General features: G+C 44.3%; 12 protein-coding genes and 1 riboswitch. Of the genes, 8 read left to right on the top strand and 4 right to left on the bottom strand.

Features of this window, described 5'->3' with window-relative positions:
- The first annotated feature begins 28 nt into the window (after nucleotides 1–28).
- Together RB622_RS04585 and RB622_RS04590 are read left to right on the top strand one after the other, a co-directional pair.
- The gene (locus RB622_RS04585) at nucleotides 29–823 is read left to right on the top strand and encodes a DUF1801 domain-containing protein (RefSeq protein ID WP_308045342.1); all 795 of its coding nucleotides are present in this window, start codon (nucleotides 29–31) and stop codon (nucleotides 821–823) included.
- 242 nt (nucleotides 824–1,065) lie between these two features.
- Nucleotides 1,066–1,161: riboswitch (TPP riboswitch) on the top strand.
- Between the two features lie 128 nt (nucleotides 1,162–1,289).
- Nucleotides 1,290–3,749, top strand: a complete 2,460-nt coding sequence (locus RB622_RS04590) for a TonB-dependent receptor (RefSeq protein ID WP_308045343.1) — start codon at nucleotides 1,290–1,292, stop codon at nucleotides 3,747–3,749.
- Nucleotides 3,750–3,836: 87 nt separating this feature from the next.
- Here RB622_RS04590 and RB622_RS04595 read toward each other — a convergent pair whose 3' ends face one another.
- The 3 genes from RB622_RS04595 to RB622_RS04605 form a co-directional block, all read right to left on the bottom strand.
- Nucleotides 3,837–4,121, bottom strand: coding sequence for a hypothetical protein (locus RB622_RS04595; protein ID WP_308045344.1), 285 nt, complete (start codon nucleotides 4,119–4,121; stop codon nucleotides 3,837–3,839).
- Nucleotides 4,118–5,098: a hypothetical protein gene (locus RB622_RS04600; RefSeq protein ID WP_308045345.1), complete on the bottom strand. Its 981-nt coding sequence runs from the start codon at nucleotides 5,096–5,098 to the stop codon at nucleotides 4,118–4,120. The genes RB622_RS04595 and RB622_RS04600 overlap by 4 nt, the downstream gene beginning before the upstream one ends.
- A gap of 177 nt (nucleotides 5,099–5,275) precedes the next feature.
- Nucleotides 5,276–6,211: a hypothetical protein gene (locus tag RB622_RS04605; RefSeq protein WP_308045346.1), complete on the bottom strand. Its 936-nt coding sequence runs from the start codon at nucleotides 6,209–6,211 to the stop codon at nucleotides 5,276–5,278.
- A 165-nt stretch (nucleotides 6,212–6,376) separates the two neighbouring features.
- Between RB622_RS04605 and hemE the strand changes: the two genes are divergently transcribed.
- The gene (hemE, locus tag RB622_RS04610; protein WP_308045347.1) at nucleotides 6,377–7,414 is read left to right on the top strand and encodes a uroporphyrinogen decarboxylase; all 1,038 of its coding nucleotides are present in this window, start codon (nucleotides 6,377–6,379) and stop codon (nucleotides 7,412–7,414) included.
- A gap of 11 nt (nucleotides 7,415–7,425) precedes the next feature.
- On the top strand, nucleotides 7,426–7,950 hold the full coding sequence (locus RB622_RS04615; RefSeq protein WP_308045348.1) for an HAD family hydrolase: 525 nt from the start codon (nucleotides 7,426–7,428) through the stop codon (nucleotides 7,948–7,950).
- A gap of 229 nt (nucleotides 7,951–8,179) precedes the next feature.
- Here RB622_RS04615 and RB622_RS04620 read toward each other — a convergent pair whose 3' ends face one another.
- Nucleotides 8,180–9,652, bottom strand: coding sequence for an arginine decarboxylase (locus RB622_RS04620; RefSeq protein ID WP_308045349.1), 1,473 nt, complete (start codon nucleotides 9,650–9,652; stop codon nucleotides 8,180–8,182).
- 624 nt (nucleotides 9,653–10,276) lie between these two features.
- Between RB622_RS04620 and RB622_RS04625 the strand changes: the two genes are divergently transcribed.
- The 4 genes from RB622_RS04625 to RB622_RS04640 all read left to right on the top strand — a co-directional run bounded on the left by RB622_RS04625 (nucleotide 10,277) and on the right by RB622_RS04640 (nucleotide 16,935).
- Nucleotides 10,277–10,903, top strand: a complete 627-nt coding sequence (locus RB622_RS04625) for a TetR/AcrR family transcriptional regulator (protein WP_308045350.1) — start codon at nucleotides 10,277–10,279, stop codon at nucleotides 10,901–10,903.
- The gene (locus tag RB622_RS04630) at nucleotides 10,893–12,257 is read left to right on the top strand and encodes a TolC family protein (protein ID WP_308045351.1); all 1,365 of its coding nucleotides are present in this window, start codon (nucleotides 10,893–10,895) and stop codon (nucleotides 12,255–12,257) included. Before RB622_RS04625 ends, RB622_RS04630 begins: the two co-directional genes overlap by 11 nt.
- A 22-nt stretch (nucleotides 12,258–12,279) precedes the next feature.
- Nucleotides 12,280–13,413, top strand: a complete 1,134-nt coding sequence (locus tag RB622_RS04635; protein WP_308045352.1) for an efflux RND transporter periplasmic adaptor subunit — start codon at nucleotides 12,280–12,282, stop codon at nucleotides 13,411–13,413.
- A 90-nt stretch (nucleotides 13,414–13,503) separates the two neighbouring features.
- Entirely contained in the window at nucleotides 13,504–16,935 is a 3,432-nt protein-coding gene (locus RB622_RS04640; protein ID WP_308045353.1) for an efflux RND transporter permease subunit, read from the top strand.
- Nucleotides 16,936–16,944 lie beyond the last annotated feature (9 nt).

Raw genomic sequence — 16,944 nt, forward strand, 5'->3', positions numbered from 1 at the left:
TTTTCAAGCATATTTTTTCACAAAAGCTATGACAAAGAAAAATCCAGACGTTGACAACTATATCGCAGGTTTTCCCGAAGCCACGCAGAAATTGCTGGAAGAAATGCGCGAGACGCTTCCTCAAGCAGCGCCAGATGCGGAAGAAAAAATCGGCTATGGAATTCCTACGCTGACATTAAACGGAAATCTGGTGCATTTCGCCGGTTATAAAAACCACATCGGCTTTTACCCCGCTCCACGCGGACTCGAAGCTTTTAAAGAGGAACTCTCGGGTTATAAAGGTGCAAAAGGCTCCGTTCAGTTTCCCCTCGATCAACCATTACCGCTGGATTTGATCACACGCATTACGAAATTCAGAATGGAAGAAAACCTGACCAAAGCCGAAACCAGGACAAAAAAGAAACCGGCCTCTCCCAAACCCAAAAAGCTTTCTGACGAGGAACAGGTTACCGAGCATATTCAAAAACTGGAACCGGAACTGGGCAAAATCGTTGAAACCATCAGGCAGATTATGCTCGGTATCGACAAAGAAATCGGAGAACATATTAAATGGAATAATCCGACTTTCTATTATACCGGAGCAATAAAACTCTTTGATCCGAAGGAATACAAAAGAGAGATTGTCGTGATGAACCTGCACAAAGGACGGATCATGCTGGTTTTCCCGAGTGGTGCCAAGATCCTGGATAACTCCGGTTTTCTGGAAGGCGACTACCAAGACGGCAGGAGAACGGTTATTTTTAAGGATTTGGATGATGTGAAGACCAGAAAAGGACAACTGGAAGATGTCGTAAAAAAGTGGCTGACATTGGTGGAGAAATAACATGAACTGACAGTTTCCGACCCGCGAACGACTATTAACCCAAGGCTTCAGCCTTGGGAGCACAGGCCTAAGACAGAGTACCAGGCTTTAGCCACACGAACTGCTCTCATGGCTAAAGCCTCAGATGAATCGTCTTTCCTACCCAAGGCTAAAGCCTTGGGTTATTTAGGTCAGTCTATTCCCCACACCCAATAAACAACCTTCCCCTTGCTTCCCCACCCCAAACCCCTTACCTTTGTCCCATAATCTCAAAGGGGTGCCCTACCTGACGGGCTGAGATCATACCCATATTACCTGATCCGGATAATGCCGGCGTAGGAAGAGAAAGCTGCAAGCAGGACTAGCGAAAATCATAGCAACAATAAACTGATTTTCAGGCTTACCGGAAAAGCTGAATCGAATAACCATTTTTATTGAACCAAAGGATAGGCGGCCCCTTGCCTGTTCGTAACAATTAATGATCGCAATGCGAAAAGTTACGACCTGTCTTTTAACACTCGTTATCAGCACATTGATGAGCATATCTGTTTTTGCTCAGAAAACATTAACCGGCCAGATTACCGACCGGGAGGATGGAAAACCATTGCCCGGCGCCACCATCAGGGCCGGAGAAATTCGTGGTACAACCACGGATGCCAACGGAAAATTTGTTCTCCGTAACATTTCAGACAACACCAGCACGCTGGAAGTATCCTACATCGGGTATCAAACCATCAAACTCGGTGCAGATGATTTCAAAACGGAAAAACCCCTTGACATTAAACTGCAAAAAAGCACTTTCCAGGCGGATGAGGTGATCGTAAACGCCACCCGTGTGACGGACAAAACAGGAATGGCTTATACCAATGTCAACGCGGAAGCACTTAACAAGCAGAATCTGGGACAGGATTTACCGGTATTGCTCAATTTCACACCTTCGCTTGTCAGCACCAGTGATGCGGGCGGCGGGGTTGGTTATACGGGTATCCGGATCCGCGGAACAGATGCAACACGGATCAATGTCACCGTAAACGGGATACCTTACAACGATGCCGAAAGCCAGGGTGTGTTCTGGGTTAATATGCCTGATCTCGCTTCTTCCGTTAACAGCATTCAGATTCAGCGCGGGGTTGGAACCTCAACAAACGGTGCCGGTGCTTTCGGGGCTACGATTAATATCAGTACCAATGCTTTCCGCAAAGAAGCATATGCCGAGCTCAATAATTCGTACGGATCTTTTAATACGTTTAAAAACACGATCAAAATAGGCAGCGGACTGGTGAAGGACAAATTCACTTTTGATGCCCGTTTATCACGCGTTTCTTCAGATGGGTATGTTGACCGGGCCTCTTCCGAGTTGCATTCCTATTATTTATCCGGAGCCTATTTTGGCGGAAAAAGTTTTGTTCGGGTGAATGTATTTTCAGGAAAAGAGAAAACGTATCAATCGTGGAACGGTGTACCCGAGGCAAAATTACGCGGTGATCGTGAAGGAATTCTCTCGTATATCGACAGAAACAGTCTGGATGAAAAGGACGCAAAAAATCTTCTTGATGCTGATAACCGGACTTACAATGCCTACACGTATAAAAACGAGGTTGATAATTATCGTCAGGATCACTACCAGATTGTTACTTCCCACACTTTAACGAATAATCTGACTTTAAACGTCAACGGATTTCTGGTGCGCGGTCTGGGTTATTACGAGCAGTATCGCAAAAACGATAAATTTAGCAACTACAATTTACCCAATATCATTTCAGAAAGCGATACGCTGAAACGTACCGATCTGATCCGTCGCAGATGGCTGGATAATTATTTCTACGGCTCCACTTTTTCTCTGGACTATAACAGCTTCAAAAAGTTGACGGCCAGCGTCGGTGGCGGATATAACGAATATCACGGAGATCACTATGGAGAGATTATCTGGGCCAGAAATGCAGGCGCAACAGAGAACGGACAACGTTATTATTTTAACAAAGGCGTTAAAAAAGATTTTAACATCTATGGAAAACTTTACTACCAATTCACAGAAAAACTGAATGCTTTTGGTGATCTGCAATACCGCCGGGTAAGTCATAAAATTGATGGAATGGATAATGATCTGGTCTCGTTTGACTTTGATCAGTCCTTTTCTTTTGTCAATCCGAAGGCCGGTATTACCTATCAGCTCGCACCGCAAAGCTCTGTTTACGCTTCTTATAGTGTAGGAAACAAGGAGCCAAACCGTGATGATTTCACGGCATCGACAACCCGGCTTTTCCCGAAGAGTGAAAGGCTGAATAACGTGGAAGCAGGTTTCCGTATGCAAAAAGGGATCTGGGGAATTGCTGCGAATTATTACCTGATGCATTACAAAAATCAGCTGGTGCTAACCGGACAGATCAATGACGTAGGGAATTCGATACGGGTGAACGTTCCAAAAAGTTACCGGACCGGTATTGAACTGGAAGGTGCCATTGCCTTCAATGCACACCTGAAATGGAATGCAAACGCGACTTTCAGTCAGAATAAGATTGCCAATTTCACGGAGTACATCGTTAACTATGATACAGGCGACTACGATCTGGTTAACCACGGAAAGTCTGATATTTCATTTTCACCGAATGTGATTGCCGGAAGCCAGTTTACATACAGTCCGCAGAAAAACCTGGAATTTGCGTTGCTTACCAAATACGTAGGAAAACAATATCTTGATAATACGTCGAACGAAAGTCGCAGACTGGATGCCTATGTGACCAACGATATCCGTCTGACCTATACAATCAAGCCGAGCTGGGCAAAAGAAATTACGCTTAATTTCCTGCTGAACAACGTACTCAATGAGCGTTACGAATCCAATGGCTATACCTACGGTTATATTGCAGGAAAGACGCTGACACAGGAAAATTTTTACTTCCCGCAAGCAGGACGTAATTTTCTGGTAGGTTTAAATTTCCACTTTTAGCCTCAAAAACTTCCTTCATAAAAAACGAGAGCGTCGGATGGCGCTCTCGTTTTTTATGAAATCTATTATGTATGATAAAATAATACCTTAACCAATAATCTCCTTCTCTTTCAACATCCCGACATATTTCTCAGGATTCAATCTGCCCGAAAAAAAGCTTTCCGCCATTTTTTCCTCGGTCAGTTTCAGCTGGCCTGAAATCGTATCCATCAATTCAGGGCTTAACGGTGCTTTCCCCACATAGGTAAAAACGGCCTGCTTTTTACCATCCACGACAAGGTAATGCAACTGATGATGATCCTTTTCTGAAAAAGATTCGAATCCCTGCTTTTGTAATGCTCTTTGTATATCCTTACTTTTTCTCGCTTTCATTTGATCGCCTTAACAATGGTCAACAATTTATTTTTCAGCACAATAGCCTCATCCGAAAGCGCGCTGTCAGATTCCAGAGCGAAGTTTTGATACAGCGCATGAAAACTGAAATTAAATGCGGCCTCAGCTTCCTCACGCGTCGTTCCCCAAACACACAGATCCAGCGGCTGGAAAGAGATTACATAAGCCTGATTTTCGAAGTTCACTTCACAATTCAGCTTTTCGTGCAAGACATATAATTTCTCATCGTATTTGATGATATCCGGGCCGAACGGATATGTCCCGTGCTCCATTTCCTCAATCAAAAGCACTTTTTTAATATCCTTTTTGCTCAAATCGGTCGAAGCATCCTTCCCGCCTATTTTTGCATATATTTTGGCAAAACGATAAACCGTTTTCTCCTTTTTTGTTTTTTCCTTTTTTGGGAAGTAACGGTCCGTAAAACTTTTATCTGGCTGTCGCAGATTGAGCTTTTTACCTTTAGCATCAATCAGGAAAAGTTTAAACGGCCTGTCCGAAGCCGAAGCGGTGAAAAGCGGTTTGTAGATACGGCTCCTTTCATCGGGCGTATATTTCTCAATAATCCGGGTCATGTACTGCGGCTCTTCAAAATTCCCAAAAAGAATGTTTTTCTTGAAGTCAGCAAAAGCGTTCCTTTTCCAATCATCGATATCGGTCGTAAAAAGACTTGGCGGCTCCACAATATTGGAAGCAACGGCCGCTTCAAAACTGCTGAATTTAAGATCCACAACGAGCAGTTCCAGCTCTTTTTTAAGACCGTCCAAGACTCTGGGTGATTTTTCATAAGCCGCCCGGAACTTGTCGTTCTTCAAAAATTCAATTTCAATAAAATTCAAAAATGAAGTATTGAGATTATTTAATACCGTGATAACCGAAGATAATCTTGCCGTATGCCCGGCAGTTTGTTGAGGGTCAATCTGAAATCTAAACGCAATTCTCCTTAATTCTTCCAGCATTATAAAACATCCTTTAATAATAGGTAACTACAAATATCATTGTATCTCAGAAAAAAATGGCACTGATTTCGAAATTTTTTTGATCTTTTTCTTCTGTTTGCCCCTAAAAAAGAAGGCTAACCCATACCGGAACAGCCTTTAAACCCAAATTTGGGTTATCTGATTCAGACTGAAAACTTAATCTCCGTCAACCAGAGTCCATTTCTTCTTATCTTTATCATAGGAAAACTGGAACGAAGTCTCTGATTTAACCCGTGCATCCGTCATGCTAAAATTAAATGGTGAACCAGCAACCAGCATATTGCCATTTTCATCAAAACGAATGCTTCGGGCTCTTATGGTGCTGGAAGTTCCGGCGTGTTTCAATGATCCTTCAGTGCGCACATCGCCTTTAAAATTCCCTTTTCTTGTTAATTCAACCGAGTAAATATCAGGGGAACGAAGACCTCCGAAGTATAACCTTTTCTCTCCGGTAATGCCGCCAACAAAAACGCTCGCGGCATCGTGCCCTTTCAGCCGGTCCTCAATGTCGCCGTCTACCGGATCTATCACATAAATAACACCGTTTTCATGATTCTTCGTACTTCCAGCTACGCTGCTCACGTATAACTTTTTACCATGACAGTCGTAATAAATACCCAAAACAGCAAAAGGCACGACACCGGCAGCGCTGTCAGGCTCAGGAAGTTCCGCCAAAATTTCCATGTTTCCCGTTTCTGAATCAATCTTAAAAACCTTGTTCATCTGCGTCAGCGGGATGCCTGCTTCATGCGCTTTGGGTAGTGGGGCCGTGTAAATATTCCCGTCCATATCGGTTGTCGTATTTCCCATCCAGCCGTTTCTATTCCATGACACATCCTGATAAGTCCTTTGACTTGCCGAGTCGGCAATTTTTCTGGGATGTTCCACCAAAACGACACCCATCATGCCCGGCTCATCCGTTGAAAGGCTCGAACGGGTGGGATCAAAACCGAACGCTTTGATAAACGGAGCAGAACTGCGGCAGGGCGACATGCCAATCTCCTTGATCTCATCCGCTGTCATTTCCTTTTCTCCGCAGGATGGCAAGGTGAACGCAGCGGCCAGCAACAATATTATCGGAAAGTATTTCATAGTCGGGTTTCTTATCTAAAACTATCCGCTTTAAAAACCGTTCCAGCCAGACTGATTTCCCCCATTTTTCATTTATAATCTTGAATTTCAAAAATCCTGGAACTTCTTGCCTTTCTTCACCCGTAAGCGCGTCCACTTTAAGCACATAATTCCTACCTTTGCGGCATGAAATTGAAAAATGATCTTTTGCTTCGGGCAGCGCGTGGTGAAAAAGTGGAACGCACACCCGTTTGGATGATGCGTCAGGCCGGTAGAATTCTGGCGGAATACCGTGCCGTTCGTGAAAAAGCCGGAAGTTTTATCCAGCTTGCCACGACACCGGAATTAGCCGCTGAAGTTACCATTCAACCTGTTGATTTATTAGGCGTTGATGCCGCCATTATATTTTCAGACATTCTTGTCGTCCCGGAAGGCATGGGATTACCCTATGAAATGGCTGAACTAAAAGGACCGATTTTCCCTGCGACCGTCAACACGATTGCGGACCTGGACAAACTCCGAATCGCCGATCCTGAAAATGATCTGGGATATGTGCTGGAAGCCATTCGTCTTACCAAACAAGGCCTTGCCAACCGTGTTCCGTTAATCGGTTTTGCGGGCGCGCCTTTTACGATTTTCTGTTACATGACAGAAGGCAAAGGTTCAAAAACATTTTCAGTGGCTAAGAAACATCTCTACGCCGATCCTGAATTTTCTCATTTATTGTTACAAAAGATCACCGACAGTACCATCGCATACCTGAAAGCACAGGTTGCGGCGGGCGCTGACCTCCTTCAGATTTTTGATTCCTGGGCAGGAATTCTTTCTCCTGAACAATATAAAACGTTCTCGCTGCCTTACATCAAACAAATCTGTGATGCCATCACGGAGGTTCCGGTAACGGTTTTTGCCAAAGGCGCATTTTTTGCAAGAGAAGAAATCGGCGCATTGAACTGCTCGGTTGTAGGACTTGACTGGAATATGGATATCGCCGAATCGCGTAAACTGATCCCGAATAAAACTTTACAGGGTAATCTTGATCCTTGTGTGCTTTATTCTTCATACGATCAGATCCGCGCAGAGGTGAAAAACATGGTGAACCAGTTTGGTACGCAGCGTTACATTGCCAACCTGGGGCACGGCGTTTATCCGGATATGCAGCCAGATAAAGTAAGATGTTTTATTGAAGCCGTAAAAGAATTTTCTTCCGACCAAAACATCTGACCTACTACCCTATGCCCTTAGCCAAATGTATTTTTCTCGACCGTGACGGCGTGTTAAATGAGGATCTTAGTGATTATTTACACAAACTGGAAGAACTGGTTATTCCCGCAGGCGTTCCGGAAGCACTTAAGTCGCTGAAAGAGGCAGGTTATTTATTGATCGTCATTACCAATCAGGCAGGCATTGCGAAAGGATTGTATGGACCCGATGCGGTTTATGCCATTCATGAGCAAATGCAGGAAGTTTCGGGAGGTATTCTGGACGATCTGTATTTCGCGCCGTCGCATCCTGATTTCACAGGAAAATCGCTGTCACGCAAGCCGGATTCTTTGTTACTGGAAAAGGCGATAGCAAAATATAACATCGACGCGACACAATCCTGGATGATTGGCGACCGCGCACGCGATATGCAGGCCGGACATAAAGTCGGCCTTAAAACAATACATATTATTCCTGAAAGCGAAGTTTCAGCAGGAGATTTTACCGCTGTAAGCTTATTTGACGCGGCAAAAATAATTTTAGATCTGCAAAACTAAGCGCGTACTTTCACGGCTTGCTTCTCAACTTTCAACGTGGATCCATACGCCGGACACTGATGCTTTGTGCAAGAAGATGCAAAGCCGATTGTCCCGCACAGCGCAAGGAGAAAGAATACCTTTTTCATAAATTCTTCAGAGTAGTATAAGAACGTTAGTTTTAAACTTAAAAGTTTTGGAATGAATTCGCAAGATTAACGAATTCATTCCAAGAACGTTATATATTTTATCAATTTTTTGTTTCAGCCAGTTCTTCTTCCGGTTCCACGGCAGTTTCTTCCTTATTGATCTGCGCCACATACGACTCATCCTTGAATCCCAAAATACGCAGCATCGAATCGCTATCCTGCTCCTCAGCGAAAACACGGGTCGTGATCCGCCCTTCTTCGTCCCGGTCGACCAAAACGTGTTTTGGTGCCGGAATCAGACAGTGCTGAATACCGCCATAACCGCCCAGCGACTCCTGATAAGCGCCTGTATGGAAAAATCCGATGTATTGCTTTTCTGTTTCTTCCTCAAAAATCGGCATATACAAATCGGCACTGTGCATTTCACTATTGTAGAAATCCTGTGAGTCGCAAGTCAGTCCGCCAAGGTTCACTTTTTGGTACGGATTATCCCAGTTATTGATCGGAAGCATGATATACTTCTGGTTCATACCCCAGGAATCGGGAAGCTGCGTGATAAACGAGCCGTTGATCATGTACCAAAGCTCCTTATCATTCTGCAATTTCTTGTCGATGATCTCGTAAATCACCGCACCGCTCTCTCCTACCGTATAACTTCCAAATTCCGTAAAAATATGAGGAACCGGAACATTGTTTTTATTACAGATCCACTGAATATTTTCAATGATTTCATCAATCATCTGCTGATAATCGTAACCCGACTGCAATGAAGTCTGGATCGGAAGCCCGCCACCGATATCAATTGAATCCAGTTCAGGACAAATTTTCTGCATTTCACAGTATTTGAACATGAAACGGGTCAATTCACTCCAGTAATACGCGCTGTCCTTGATACCGGTATTGATAAAGAAATGAAGCATTTTAAGTTTAAAACGAGGGTTTGACTCGATTTTATCCTTATACAATTGCTGCACATCATTATAACGAATCCCCAAACGCGAGGTATAAAATGCAAAATTCGGTTCTTCATCCGTCGCGATACGCATGCCGAAATTAACCGTATCGGCTGTTACCTGCTGCTCGTAAAATTCAATTTCTTTGAGGTTATCCAGAATTGGGACCACATTAAAACCTTCATTGATCAGCTCGCTCAGATACTGTGTGTATAACGGACGCTTGTATCCGTTGGCAAGAATAAAGGTCGATTTGCTTATTTTTCCACGACGATACAACTCCCTGATAATAGGAATATCGAAAGACGAAGATGTTTCAAGGTGTATATTATGCTTAAGCGCCTCTTCCAACACAAAACTGAAATGCGAAGATTTGGTACAATAACAATAAGTATAAGTTCCCTTATAATTATGCCGTTTAAATGCATTTTTGAAAAACATATTAGCATTACTAATATGTTCACCGATTTTTGGCAGGTAATTAAGTTTCAAAGGCGTACCATGTTCCTTGATGATGTCCATCAGTGGTACATTGTTGAACAGCAATTCATCTTTGTCAACGTTAAACTCCATCGTAGGGAACTCGAACGTTTGCTGAATCAGGTCAATGTAGCTTTTCATTTATTATTTTTCGCGGTAGCTATTAGTGGATTTGAATAAATAATTGAATTTTATCTTTTTTACTTTTGATTCTCCCAGCCTCTTTCCGTCTCCTCTCATTTAATTATTTAACGGCTAACAACGGTTAAAAGAAAAGACCCGAAATTTGGTCAGAATATGTATTATTTCCAAACATCATTTGCGTTTAAAACATTCCGCCACATTACTTTATCATGGATATTTTAATGTTCATACCGCAAATCCCATGCTTGGTACTTTTTCAATAGGTTATTTTCTCTTCCTGAACTTACTTTAAACTCCGGATCAAGACCCGCGATCACCAGCACTTTTAAATTATTCTGTACGGAATCATATTTCTTTTTGTTTATTAAATCTCAATAAATTACAACTTAAAGCATTTTCGCAAACAGATTTTAACGCCAGGATTCACTTAAAAACCTGCCTAAAAGAACGAAACATCAAAGGTAAAAAACACACTGAATAATTTAATAATCAAGAAATTAACAAATCTTTAATTTAATGTAGCCTCCCTGCTAAACCAAGTCACTTTTGTAATTCTTGAAAACTTTAAACATTATAAAAGTTTTCATAGTTTTTATCATTGGAAAATTTCAACTTTACTCTGTGAAAGAAAGAATTATAAAAGAAGCATTTAATCTCTTTTGGCGCTACGGCATCAAGAGTGTTACGATGGACGACATCGCAAAGGAACTTGGTATATCCAAGCGGACGATCTACCAGCATTATCCCGACAAGGAGGCTATTGTGGTGCTTGCCGTACAACAGGAACTGGACGTGCAGCAATGTCAGATGGATAAGATGGATGCCGAGAACCTGAACCCGATTGCGGAGATGATCCGGGCCTCGGATTATATGCGCATTTCTCTTGCTCACATGAATCCGGTGCTTTTCAACGACTTAAAAAAATATCATCCTCAGGCCTGGGATCTGTTTTACAAGTATAAGCACCAGTACATTATCAAGGGTATCCGGGACAATCTGATCAAAGGACAGCAGCTGTTTCTATACAGAAAAGATATTAACGTAGAAATACTGTCGCTTTTACGGATTGAACAGGTGGAAATGGCCTTCGACCCGACCATTTTTCCCGCGGACCGTTTCAATATGATGCATGTTCAGATGGAATTCGTACACCATTTTTTACGTGGCATATTGACGGAATCAGGGTTTGAATACTATACTAAATATACAGACGAATCAGCAACACAAGCAAACACCCATGAAAAATGAACAATTTATTCGCAGTGGCATTTTATCGCTGGCGATGTTTTTCAGCATTATTTCTGTCAGCGCGCAGGACGCCAGTTATACCTTACAGGAAGCTGTTGACTACGCCATTAAACATAACGTCAACATTAAAAGCGCGCAACTGGATGCCGTTTCAGCAGAAGCCCGCATTGGCGAGATCCGTGGCTCGGGACTTCCGCAGGTAACTGCCAACCTGAATTTAAGCGACAACGTGATCATACAGCGCGTATTCCTACCGGCAAACTTTGCCGACCCCAATGCCTCCCCCGACGCACCACCTGTGGCGGTTCAGTTTGGGGTAAAATACTCCGGAAGTGCTTCGGCTACGTTGAACCAGTTGATTTTCAGCGGCTCCTATTTTATCGGACTGAGAGCGGCGGCTACCTATCGTGAACTGGCCAGTAAGAGTGTAACACAGTCGAAAGTTACCGTGGCGGAGGCTGTTACAAAAGCTTACTACTCTGCACAGGTAGCCGAAGAACGGGCAAAAGTGCTTGATTTGAATATCGCACGTGTGGATTCTCTGAAACGTGAAACCGAAATCATGAACAAAGGTGGTTTTGTGGAGCTTCTCGATGTGAACCGTTTGGAAGTACAGATTAACAATCTGATCACGGAACGTCAGAAAGTACAAAATCTGATCGAGCTGAGTTATACGCTTTTGAAATATCAGATGGGCATGCCGATGACAGAGTCCATCAAACTGGAAGACAGATTCGACGACCTGAGCATTGAAGCGTTAAAATCTGAATTTTCTGTTACGGCCGTCAATTACAATAGCCGTATTGAATATTCTTTGCTCGATACACAGTTCAAACTCGCCGGACTTGATTTGAAAAATATCCGCAGTGGTTATCTCCCGACGGTATCGGCCTCTTTTGGTTACGGACATAATAATGGTAGAAACAGCCTTCCGGATCTGTTTGGGACAAAATGGTTTAACAACTCGGTTCTTGCGCTCAACGTGAACATTCCGATTTTTGACGGTTTCACGAAAAAATACCAGGTACAGCAGAAAAAAGTGGCGCTTGATAAGGTGAAATTAAGCCAGACTTTACTGGAACAATCCATCGATCTGGAATCCAGACAGGCTGCCACCAACATCAAAAATGCGTATGCAACGCTGGAAACCCAACGCAGAAATGTTGACCTGGCGAAGGAGATTGTACGTGTTTCCAAAATTAAATACAAGGAAGGTGTTGGCTCTAACATTGAAGTGATCAATGCCGAATCCTCTTTCAAGGAAGCACAAACGAACTACTACTCTGCCTTATATGATTTCCTGATTTCCAAAGTTGATCTCAGCAAGGCCAAAGGCGAACTTTATCACGATTAATCATTGACAATTAAAATATCTCATGAAAAAAAATATCCTAACCATAGCAATCGCTGCTGCTTTACTGGCTTCATGCACAGGAGAGAAAAAAGATGGACTGGCGGCAAAAAAAGAAGAGCTGACCCAACTAAAAACGCAACAGGGCGAAACCGACAAAAAGATAAAAGCACTTGAAATTGAAATTGCGAAACTGGATCCGAAAAAAGCCGGTGAAGCAAAAGTAAAAGCGGTAAGTGTGGCACCTTTAAATGCCGAAACTTTCCGCCACTATGTTGAACTTCAGGGTTCCGTCGATGCTAAAAACAATGTGATGGTTACGCCAAAATCGGGCGGCGCGATTATCGCCATGTACGTCAAGGAAGGTGATTATGTGAATACCGGCACGGTGATCGGCAAGATCGACGACAGTATTCTGCGTGAATCACTGGAAGAGATAAAAACGCAGATGACACTGACCAACACCTTGTTTGAGAAGCAAAAAAATCTTTGGAACCAGAAAATCGGTACTGAAATTCAATTTCTTCAGGCAAAAAACAATAAGGAAGGCCTGGAAAGAAAGCTGGCTACTTTAAATTCCCAGCTGGCGCAGTCCCGGATCGTTTCCCCGATGTCGGGCGTGGTAGACCAGGTGCATGTAAAGGTAGGCGAACTTGCTTCTCCTGGTGCTGGTGTCGTGCGCATTGTCAACCTGAGCAATCTGAAAGTGATGGCAAAGGTATCCGATACGTATGCAGCCAGCGTGAAAAAGGGCGACGAAGTGATTGTTAAATTTCCTGATCTGAAAAAGGAATACAAAGCGAAGATTTCGTTTGTAAGCACCACGGTTGACCCGCTTTCCAGAACTTTTACCATTGAAGCCAACCTGCCGTCGTCGAAGGAAATTAAACCCAATATGATGGCCCAGGTTCAGATCAATGACGCCACGAGTAAAAACGCCCTGGCCATCGACCAGAACTTTGTGCAAAGCACTGAAAAAGGAAACATCGTTTATGTAGCTGTTACAGAGGGAAATAAAAAAATAGCCAAGGCCAAAGAAGTGAAAACCGGGCTGAGCTATAACGGCAAAATAGAAATACTGGAAGGCCTGACCGCCGGCGACCAGCTGATTACACTCGGCTATCAGGAAGTATCGGACGGACAACCTATCACGTATTAGCAGTGGGCATTGAGGTAAGCGTATGGGGTGAAGGTCGCCCTCTGCCGCACGCCTTTACCTCGCCGCCTTTCACTTTTAACTTTCTTAGACATGAAATTTGAAGAATATAAAACCCTTGGCTTTACCAACTGGTGCGTGGAGAATCGGACGACGATTTACATCTTCACGTTCATCATCACGCTGGCGGGGTTCATGGTGTACAATAACCTGCCCAAGGAACAGTTCCCCGATATCAAGATCCCCCAGATCTATATCAATACCGTTTACTTTGGTACAGCCCCGGCTGATATTGAAAATACAATTAACAAACCGATTGAAAAACAGCTCAAATCGTTGAGCGGTGTCAAAAAGATAAAATCCAATGCGTTGCAGGATGTATCGGTAATTCTCGTGGAATTTACACCGGACGTAGCGGTTGAAGTGGCATTGCAGCGCGTTCGTGATGCGATCGATAAGGCAAAAACGGATCTACCGCAAAACCTTGATACCGGCCCGACGGCACAGGATGTGAACTTTTCGGAGTTCCCGATTATGAACGTAAACATTGCCGGTAATTATTCGTTAAAACAATTAAAAGAATATGCCGAAGATTTACAGGACGGTATTGAAGCATTACCCGAAATAACACGTGTGGATATTCTGGGCGCACTCAACCGGGAAATCCAGATCAACGTAGACCTGCCGCGTATGCAGTCAACGGGTCTGACTTTTTATGATATCCAAACCGCCATCCAGGGCGAAAACATCAATATTTCTGGTGGTGAACTGAATGTACAGGGTGTTCGCCGGACGCTACGTGTCAAAGGAGAATATACCGATGCTACGGAAATGGCCAACATCCGCATCCGTACCGGAACCGGTGCTACGGTGCGTTTGGGCGACGTGGCTGATGTACTCGATAACTTTGAAGAACAGCAGGATTTCGCACGTTTGGCAAGCAAATCGGTGATCACACTGAACGTGATCAAACGTTCCGGTGAGAACCTGGTGGAGGCTTCCGATAAAATTGAAAATGTGATTGCTGACTACAAGGCCAACCGTTTCCCGCAGGGACTGGATATTAAAATCACAGCGGATCAGTCGATTCAAACCCGCGCAGATCTGCACGATTTGATCAATACCGTTGTACTTGGTTTTATTTTCGTGGTGATGGTACTGATGTTCTTCATGGGTGTCCGTGATGCGATTTTTGTTGGACTTTCCGTGCCCTTATCTGCCCTGGTGGCCTTTGTGATGATGCCGATCATCGGTCCGATGGTTGGTACTGAATTTACATTGAATACCATCGTACTTTTCGCTTTCCTTCTGGGAATCGGGCTCGTGGTGGATGATGCCATTGTGGTAATCGAAAACACCCACAGGCTTTTCAACATGCACAGGGACTGGACGATTCAGCAGGCGGTGAAAGCGGCGGCAGGCGAAGTATTTATTCCCGTGCTTTCAGGAACGCTTACGACCATTGCACCATTCTTCCCGCTTCTTTTCTGGACCGGGATTGTCGGGGAGTTTATGAAGTTTATGCCCCTCACGCTCATCATCACGCTCGGCGCCTCCCTTTTTGTGGCTTATGTCATGAACCCGGTTTTTGCCGTGTCATTTATGGGACGCCACGAAGATGAGAAAGAAGCGCACGACACCAGCTTGAAAGCCATTCGCAGACCCTTGATTATTCTGGCCGTGGCGGCCGGTGTAGGTTATCTGATCGACCGTGGTGTCGGAAACTTCTTTGTTTTCATCCTGATCCTTTACATTTTCAATCATTATATTCTTACACCGCGTATTCTGGTACCGTTCCAGGACGGGCTACTACCGGCTTTGAAAAACAATTACCGTAAGCTGATCGACTGGCTGCTTCGTGGCTGGCGTCCGGTTGTGGCCATTATTTCCATGTTGGTGTTGCTGGTGTTTACCTTTGTCCTGACGGGTATTGTGAAACCGCAGGTGCTTTTCTTCCCAAGCGGAGACCCTGATTACGTGTATGTCTATAACAAATTGCCGATTGGTACCGATGCTAAAGTGACGGACTCGGTCACCAAGGTGATTGAGCAAAAGGTTTTTGCCGTGCTCGAAAAAGAAAAAGCCATGGATATGGTCAACTCGGTGATTGCCAACGTCGGTAAAAATGCCGGTGACCCTTATAACCCTGACCGCTCCGCCACACCGCATAAGTCCAAGGTTACCGTTGCCTTTGTGTATGGAACAGAGCGTGGTGGCCGTTCGACTCAGGTTATTTTACAGAAAATAAGGGATGCTGTTTCAGGAATTCCGGGGGCAGAAATCTCCGTAGAACGTGAAGCCGTTGGACCGCCAACCGGAAAACCGATCTCAATTGAGATTTCGGGAGACGACTTTACCGAACTTCAAAAACTTGAAAAAACGGTACTGAAAAAAGTGCAGGATTCAGGAATTGAAGGTATTGACCAGCTTCGTTCCGACCTTGTGACCAACAAACCGGAGATCGTCATTGACATTGACCGCGAAAAAGCGCAACGCGAAGGCATCAGCTCACAACAGATCGCTCTGGCCGTGAGAACTGCCCTTTTCGGATTGGAAGTTTCCAAGTTCCGTGACGACAAGGACGAGTATCCGATCATGGTTCGTTTAAAAAAGGACGATCGCGAGCAGATTGAAAAGTTGTTAAGCCTGAATGTTGTCTATCGTGACATGAACATGGGCGGCGCCCTGCGCCAGGTACCGATTACGTCGGTTGCCAACATCCATTATTCAACGACTTTCAGTCAGATTAACCGACAGGATCAGCGCAGGATCGTAACCCTGGGATCGGACGTTTTACCGGGCTATAATGCCAATGAAATTGTAGCCCAGATTGAGACACAGATCCAGGAGATGGAAGTACCGAACGGTTATATCGTTAAAATGGGTGGAGAACAGGAAGAGCAGAATGAATCCATGGCTTTCCTTGGGACAGCTTTCGGAGCGGCCATCCTGCTTATTTATCTGATCCTGGCCACACAGTTTAACTCCGTGGTAAAACCGTTTATTATTTTCTTCACGATCGTATTGTCGCTGATCGGGGTATTACTTGGTTTCATCATTTTCGACCGCGATTTCTCGATTATCATGTCAGGTGTGGGTATCATCGCCCTTGCCGGGATTGTGGTGAAAAACGGGATTCTGCTCATCGAATTTATCGAAGAGTTACGCGGACGCGGTTATCCGATGCGGGAAGCCATCATCGAAGGCGGAGCCATCCGTCTGACGCCTGTATTGCTGACAGCCTCCGCCGCGGTACTGGGACTTGTGCCCCTGGCGCTGGGTATTACTGTTGACTTTGTCGGACTGTTCCAGGACCTTGAACCCCACCTGATCATCGGCGGACCGAGTGCGGTATTCTGGAATATCCTCGCCTGGACCATCATTTACGGACTTACGTTCTCAACCATCCTTACGCTGGTAATCGTGCCCTGTATGTATTATACGAACGAGCGTATACGTGACAAATGGTTTAGGAAGAGCAAACCGGAACCAATTAACCCAAACTGGCAGAACGAATCCATATAATGTAAAAAA

The organism is Dyadobacter sp. LHD-138, assembly GCF_030929615.1.
Lineage (GTDB): Bacteria > Bacteroidota > Bacteroidia > Cytophagales > Spirosomataceae > Dyadobacter.